The following is a 7318-nucleotide window of genomic DNA, read 5'->3' as shown; positions in this document are numbered from 1 at the left end:
TTTCGCTTTTCTCTGCCGGCGTTCTCTTAAGAACCCCGCTGACCCGGCGGCTTGTTTGCCGTTGTTCCGTCTCAGTGGGGCCGCATTATAGGGAGTTAATTCAGGCTGACAAGAGGAAAAATGCATTTTTCTTTCAACCGCTCACCTTTTCGCCTTTTTGCCGCTTATTTCTGCTTTTTGATTGCCGCAGGCAGGTCTGCCAGGCTGTTAATCACCCAGTCGGCGGCTTTTTCAGCCTCTTCAGTGACAGGTTTGCCAGTACGTACCAGCACTTTCATGCCAACGTTCGCCGCAGCCGCCGCCTGCATGTCTTCAATTTTATCGCCTACCATATAAGAAGAAGCCATATCGATGCCCAGATACTCCTGCGCTGACTTCAACATGCCCGGGTGCGGTTTACGGCAGTCACACACCTGGCGGTACTCTTCTACACTCCCCTGCGGGTGGTGCGGACAGAAATAGATACCATCAAGATCAACACCACGGTCGGCCAATGACCAATCCATCCATTCCGTCAGCGTCTCGAACTGCGCTTCGGTAAATTTCCCGCGAGCGATACCAGACTGGTTGGTGACCAGCACCAGGGCATAGCCCATCTCTTTGAGTTCACGCATCGCATCGATGACGCCATCGATAAATTCGAAATTATCGATCTCATGGACATAGCCGTGATCGACATTAATTGTGCCATCACGATCGAGAAAAATTGCGGGTACGGACTTTGCCACCGTGTCACTCCTGAAAAATGCATGTGCCTTTATTATCGCATGTTTCGCCAGGCAAGAAACTGCCGATCGCATAAAGAAGATTGATTTAGCCGTCTAGATGCCTTAACATCCGTTTTGTTGACGGTCATCGCCCGTCTCTGGCAGAACAATATGCCGTGGATAACACCTAACCGATAATAAATAATCTAATGATTAAACTTTCGAATATTACAAAAGTGTTCCAGCAGGGCCACCGTACAATACAGGCGCTGAATAACGTCAGCCTGCATGTGCCCGCCGGACAAATTTATGGCGTCATTGGCGCATCTGGTGCGGGTAAAAGTACGCTGATTCGCTGCGTCAACCTGCTTGAGCGCCCTACCGAAGGTAGCGTAGAAGTCGGCGGCCAGGAACTGACTGCCTTATCTGAAGCGGCATTGACCAAAGCACGTCGTCAGATCGGCATGATTTTCCAGCACTTTAACCTGCTCTCTTCACGGACCGTTTTTGGTAACGTCGCGCTTCCTCTGGAACTTGATAACACGCCAAAAGATGAAATCAAACGTCGTGTCACCGAGCTGCTGGATCTCGTCGGTCTGGCTGATAAACACGATAGCTACCCGGCGAACCTGTCCGGTGGGCAGAAACAGCGCGTCGCCATTGCGCGTGCACTGGCGAGCAATCCAAAGGTATTGCTGTGCGATGAAGCCACCAGCGCGCTCGACCCGGCAACAACTCGCTCTATTCTTGAACTACTGAAAGACATTAACCGTCGTCTGGGTTTGACCATTTTGCTCATTACCCATGAAATGGATGTCGTAAAGCGCATCTGCGACTGCGTCGCCGTCATCAGCAACGGTGAACTGATTGAACAGGATACGGTGAGCGAAATGTTCTCCCATCCGAAAACGCCGCTGGCGCAACAGTTTATTCAGGCCACGCTGCATCTGGATATTCCAGAAGACTATCAGGCTCGCCTGAAAGAACAGCAAACTGCCGATAGCGTGCCAATGCTGCGTATGGAATTTACCGGTCATTCGGTCGATGCCCCGCTGCTGTCGGAAACAGCGCGTCGTTTCAACGTCAATAACAACATTATTAGCGCGCAGATGGATTACGCGGGCGGCGTGAAGTTCGGCATTATGCTTACCGAAATGCACGGCACCCCTGAAGATACGCAAGCAGCTATCGCCTGGTTGCAGCAACACCATGTAAAAGTAGAGGTATTGGGTTATGTCTGAGGCCATGATGTGGTTACTGGCGCGTGGCGTCTGGGAAACGCTGGCGATGACATTCGTGTCGGGCTTTTTCGGCTTCGTGATTGGTCTGCCGGTTGGCGTGCTTTTATATGTTACGCGTCCAGGGCAAATCATCGAGAACGGCAAACTTTATCGCGTGCTTTCCGCGCTGGTGAATATCTTCCGCTCCATCCCATTCATTATTTTACTAGTGTGGATGATTCCGTTCACTCGGGTGATTGTGGGAACGTCTATCGGTCTTCAGGCGGCCATTGTGCCACTGACCGTGGGTGCAGCACCGTTCATCGCCCGTATGGTCGAAAACGCCCTGCTGGAAATTCCCGGTGGCCTTATTGAAGCTTCTCGTGCAATGGGAGCAACGCCAATGCAGATCATCTGTAAAGTGCTGCTGCCTGAAGCCCTGCCGGGTCTGGTGAACGCCGCGACGATTACCCTGATTACGCTGGTCGGTTACTCCGCCATGGGTGGCGCCGTCGGTGCCGGTGGTCTGGGGCAGATTGGTTATCAATACGGTTACATTGGCTATAATGCGACCGTGATGAATACAGTGCTGGTATTGCTTGTTGTTCTGGTTTATTTAATTCAATTATCTGGCGATCGTATCGTTCGGTCAGTGACTCATAAATAGCGTTACACACAACACAACTCAAAAGTTTAAGGAAATAAGCATGGCGTTCAATTTTAAAACCTTTGCGGCAGTGGGTGCTCTGATTGGTTCTCTGGCACTTGTTGGTTGCGGTCAAGATGAAAAAGATCCAAATCATATTAAAGTCGGCGTGATTGTCGGTGCAGAACAGCAGGTTGCTGAAGTCGCACAGAAAGTGGCGAAAGAAAAATATGGCCTGGATGTCGAACTGGTCACGTTCAACGATTACGTTCTGCCGAACGAAGCGCTGAGCAAAGGTGATATCGACGCGAACGCCTTCCAGCACAAACCATACCTGGATCAGCAGATTAAAGATCGTGGCTACAAACTGGTTTCCGTCGGTAACACCTTCGTGTACCCGATTGCTGGCTATTCCAAAAAAATCAAATCTCTGGACGAACTGCAGCCGGGCTCCCAGATTGCGGTTCCTAACGACCCAACTAACCTCGGCCGTACTCTGCTGCTGCTGCAGGCTCAGGGTTTAATCAAACTGAAAGATGGCGTGGGCCTGCTGCCAACCTCACTGGATATCGTTGAGAACCCGAAAAACCTGAAGATTGTTGAACTGGAAGCACCACAGCTGCCACGTTCTCTGGACGATGCACAGATTGCGCTGGCGGTCATCAACACCACTTACGCCAGCCAGATCAACCTGACGCCAGCGAAAGACGGTATCTTTGTTGAAGGTAAAGACTCTCCTTACGTGAACATGATCGTGACACGTGAAGATAACAAAGACGCTGAAAACGTGAAGAAATTCGTTCAGGCCTACCAGTCAGACGAAGTGTACGAAGCGGCAAACAAAATCTTTAACGGCGGCGCTGTTAAAGGCTGGTAATTTTATTACCCATAAATAATTTCTTATAAAGACGGGCGCATGCCCGTCTTGTCATTTATGCAAGCACCTGATTCAATAGCCCACCAGGTCTACCCTTTATAGAGGAATTATTATGCGTGCTTTACCGGTCTGTTTATTAGCACTCCTGTTAGGTGGCTGTTCCATGCTAAACAGATCTCCCGTTGAACCTCCTAAAAGCACTGCGACCCCCGTCAAGACGGAGACCGCAAAACCTAAAGCACCCCGTGCTGCCCCCGTTAGAATCATAACCAATGCCGAAGATTTGGTTGGTAAGCCTTTCCGTGAACTGGGCGATGTGTCCGGTGACTCATGCCAGGCAACAAACCAGGATTCGCCGCCGAATATTCCAACTGCCCGCAAACGCATGCAGATTAATGCCTCCAAAATGAAAGCGAACGCCGTGTTGCTACACAGCTGTGAAATTACCAGCGGTACGCCGGGTTGCTATCGTCAGGCGGTATGCTTAGGAACAGCCCTTAACGTTAGCGCTAAATGAGCAATTTCTCATTTGAGCAAATAGGCGTTATCCGCTCTCCTTATAAAGAGAAGTTTGCCGTACCCCGTCAGCCTGGACTGGTCAAAAGTTGCAGCGGAGAGCTGCATCTTGTGCCTCCCTATAACCAGGCCGACGCCGTACGCGGCCTGGAGGGCTTTAGCCACCTTTGGGTGCTGTTTGTCTTTCATCAAACGATGGAAGGCGGCTGGCGCCCGACCGTGCGCCCTCCCCGTCTTGGCGGCAATGCGCGGATGGGCGTCTTTGCTACGCGCTCAACCTTCCGCCCCAATCCGATTGGCATGTCCCTTGTGGAATTGCGCAATATTCGCTGCCACAAAGAGCAGGTTATACTGGAGCTCGGTGGGCTGGATTTGGTTGACGGTACGCCGGTCGTCGATATCAAGCCGTATCTTCCCTTCGCCGAGTCGTTGCCTGAAGCGCGGGCCAGCTATGCTCAGGATGCACCAAATGCCGGTGTAGATGTCACCTTCAGTGCCGAGTTAACCCCGGTGCTTATCGGGCTTGAGAAACGTTATCCGCACCTTCGTCAGTTTATTGCCGAAGTACTGGCGCAAGACCCCCGTCCGGCCTATCGTAAAAACGAGGAAGAGGGGAAAACCTACGCCGTCTGGCTACTCGATTTTAACGTTCGCTGGCGCGTGACATCATCGGGATTTGAAGTCTTTGCCCTGGAAAACCGGTAATTTCTCTACGCTCTCTTTTGACATCCCTTTCTCACTGGTACACTGAATCACTTTGTTTTTATATCAGGCTCATTTTGAGCCTGTTCTGTCGTCCAACTGGAACCGTAACAACATGCGTACTAGCAAATACCTGCTCTCCACCCTGAAGGAGACACCTGCCGACGCCGAGGTTATCAGCCACCAGCTGATGCTGCGCGCCGGGATGATCCGCAAGCTGGCCTCCGGGTTATACACCTGGTTGCCCACCGGCGTGCGCGTCCTGAAAAAAGTCGAAAACATCGTGCGTGAAGAGATGAACAACGCCGGTGCTATCGAGGTGTTAATGCCGGTAGTTCAGCCCTCTGAACTATGGCAAGAGAGCGGTCGCTGGGAACAGTATGGGCCGGAACTGCTGCGTATTGCTGACCGTGGCGATCGTCCGTTTGTCCTCGGCCCAACGCATGAAGAAGTCATCACCGACCTGATTCGTAATGAGCTGAGCTCTTACAAACAGCTGCCGCTGAACTTCTACCAGATCCAGACCAAATTCCGTGACGAAGTGCGCCCACGTTTCGGCGTCATGCGCTCCCGTGAATTCCTGATGAAAGATGCCTACTCTTTCCATACTTCTCAGGAATCCCTGCAGGAAACCTACGACGCGATGTATGCGGCTTACAGCAAAATCTTCAGCCGTATGGGGCTGGATTTCCGTGCGGTACAGGCTGATACCGGCTCAATCGGCGGCAGCGCTTCCCATGAATTCCAGGTGCTGGCACAAAGCGGCGAAGATGATGTGATCTTCTCTGATTCTTCTGACTACGCCGCCAACATCGAATTCGCTGAAGCGGTTGCGCCTAAAGAACCTCGCGCAGCAGCGACTCAGGAAATGACCCTGATTGATACGCCGAATGCGAAAACCATCGCCGAGCTGGTAGAACAGTTCAATCTGCCAATCGAGAAAACCGTGAAAACCCTGCTGGTGAAAGCGGTAGAAGGCAGCAAATCTCCGCTGGTTGCCCTGCTGGTGCGTGGCGATCATGAGTTGAACGAAGTGAAAGCCGAGAAACTGGCGCAGGTTGCGAGTCCGCTGACCTTTGCGACTGAAGAAGAAATCCGTGCGTTAGTCAAAGCAGGCCCAGGTTCTCTTGGCCCGGTTAACCTGCCGATTCCAGTCGTTATCGACCGCACCGTTGCGGTGATGAGTGATTTCGCGGCGGGCGCCAACATCGATGGCAAACACTACTTCGGCATTAACTGGGACCGCGACGTCGCTACGCCAGAAGTTGCTGATATCCGCAACGTTGTCGCAGGCGATCCAAGCCCGGACGGTAAAGGCACCTTGCTGATTAAACGTGGTATCGAAGTCGGCCACATTTTCCAGCTGGGCACCAAATACTCTGAAGCGATGAAAGCTTCCGTGCAGGGTGAAGACGGTCGTAATCAGACTCTGACCATGGGCTGCTACGGGATCGGGGTAACTCGCGTGGTTGCCGCAGCTATCGAGCAGAACTTTGACGATCGCGGTATCCTGTGGCCGGACGCGATTGCGCCATTCCAGGTCGCTATTCTGCCAATGAATATGCACAAGTCTTACCGTGTGCAGGAACTCGCTAAGAAGCTCTACGCTGAACTGCGTGGTCTGGGTATCGAAGTGCTCATGGACGATCGTAAAGAGCGTCCAGGCGTGATGTTCGCTGATATGGAGCTTATCGGTATTCCGCACACCATCGTGCTGGGTGACCGTAACCTCGACAACGACGACATCGAATACAAATACCGTCGTAACGGTGACAAACAGCTGATTAAAACCGGCGACATCGTCGATTACCTGGTTAAAGCCATTAAGGGCTAATCAGCTCGGTGCCTTCCCGGAGTCGGCGTTAACGCCTCGTCCGGGCGACAAAAAAAGCCTCGCATTTGCGAGGCTTTTTATTGGCATTCATGTTGGTCGAACAATGCGGTTATCTTGGGCTGGAACAGTCTTTATCGGAGGCAAACTTCCCAGCTTTATCGGTCGCCAGGGTTTTCACCATCGCACCGGTATCGGGATTGGGTTCAAGAGTAAAGTGCCCTTCCACCACTAACAACACCGGTTTGCTATCGCTACCCTGAGCGGCAGCGTAGTCACGCTCCAGCTGCGCGTTGTTGGCTACCGCGACGCGCTGACCGGTGGCACAGTCGGTAAAGGTAGCGGCATCCGCCATATAGAAGTACATCCCGCGCATCGCCATTGGCGTCTTCGGCAGGCTGGCTTTCACCGGCTCAAGCGTATAGTTCAGCTTAGATTCAATGGGATTGCCTTCGCGGTCGAGCATCTCAAGCTTATCGCCCTTCGCGCGATAGAAAGATTTCTCACCCTCGCTATCGGTCAGCACCAGCTTATCGGCGGTACGCGCCCACTTGCCGTAAGATGCAAATGAGGACGGTTCACGATCTACGCCCTGATAATGTTCATTCATGACCCAGGTGCCGTCCTTATCAAGGAACAGCGAGGTTTCGATTCCTTCGCAGTCGGCACACGGAATCACACCGCGCCAGCTCTGCTGCATTGGCGTTAATTCGGCCGCCTGTGTCGGTTTTGATGCCGCCATATCCGCGTTATTACAGCCGAAAAGCCCAAATAACATCCCCGTAGCCGCAATGGCTAATATCGCTTTTTTCACCCTCA

8 protein-coding genes are annotated in these 7318 nt (G+C 52.3%); 6 read left to right on the top strand and 2 right to left on the bottom strand.

Going from position 1 to position 7318, the window contains the following annotated elements:
• Positions 1–164: 164 nt before the first annotated feature.
• Entirely contained in the window at positions 165–728 is a 564-nt protein-coding gene (gmhB, locus tag ACIPDS_RS19775; protein ID WP_166516229.1) for a D-glycero-beta-D-manno-heptose 1,7-bisphosphate 7-phosphatase, read from the bottom strand.
• A 188-nt stretch (positions 729–916) separates the two neighbouring features.
• On the opposite strand from gmhB, the gene metN reads away from it, so the two are divergent.
• The 6 genes from metN to proS all read left to right on the top strand — a co-directional run bounded on the left by metN (position 917) and on the right by proS (position 6502).
• Positions 917–1948 carry a methionine ABC transporter ATP-binding protein MetN gene (gene metN, locus ACIPDS_RS19770; protein WP_400739486.1) on the top strand — a complete coding sequence of 344 codons (1032 nt, stop codon included), beginning with the start codon at positions 917–919 and terminating at the stop codon, positions 1946–1948.
• On the top strand, positions 1941–2594 hold the full coding sequence (locus ACIPDS_RS19765) for a methionine ABC transporter permease MetI (protein ID WP_166516231.1): 654 nt from the start codon (positions 1941–1943) through the stop codon (positions 2592–2594). The genes metN and ACIPDS_RS19765 overlap by 8 nt, the downstream gene beginning before the upstream one ends.
• Before the next feature lie 40 nt (positions 2595–2634).
• Positions 2635–3450 carry a methionine ABC transporter substrate-binding lipoprotein MetQ gene (metQ, locus tag ACIPDS_RS19760; RefSeq protein WP_166516232.1) on the top strand — a complete coding sequence of 272 codons (816 nt, stop codon included), beginning with the start codon at positions 2635–2637 and terminating at the stop codon, positions 3448–3450.
• A 112-nt stretch (positions 3451–3562) separates the two neighbouring features.
• Entirely contained in the window at positions 3563–3967 is a 405-nt protein-coding gene (gene rcsF, locus ACIPDS_RS19755) for an Rcs stress response system protein RcsF (RefSeq protein ID WP_166516233.1), read from the top strand.
• Positions 3964–4671, top strand: coding sequence for a tRNA (N6-threonylcarbamoyladenosine(37)-N6)-methyltransferase TrmO (tsaA, locus tag ACIPDS_RS19750; protein ID WP_400739482.1), 708 nt, complete (start codon positions 3964–3966; stop codon positions 4669–4671). Before rcsF ends, tsaA begins: the two co-directional genes overlap by 4 nt.
• Positions 4672–4783: 112 nt before the next feature.
• Positions 4784–6502: a proline--tRNA ligase gene (gene proS / locus ACIPDS_RS19745; RefSeq protein WP_400739479.1), complete on the top strand. Its 1719-nt coding sequence runs from the start codon at positions 4784–4786 to the stop codon at positions 6500–6502.
• A 109-nt stretch (positions 6503–6611) separates the two neighbouring features.
• Here proS and nlpE read toward each other — a convergent pair whose 3' ends face one another.
• Positions 6612–7313, bottom strand: coding sequence for an envelope stress response activation lipoprotein NlpE (gene nlpE / locus ACIPDS_RS19740; protein WP_400739476.1), 702 nt, complete (start codon positions 7311–7313; stop codon positions 6612–6614).
• Between the last annotated feature and the right edge of the window lie 5 nt (positions 7314–7318).

It is taken from the genome of Kluyvera sp. NPDC087067, from assembly GCF_044745165.1.
In the GTDB taxonomy this organism is placed as follows: domain Bacteria; phylum Pseudomonadota; class Gammaproteobacteria; order Enterobacterales; family Enterobacteriaceae; genus Kluyvera.
This window is presented reverse-complemented; position numbering and strand designations above follow the sequence as displayed.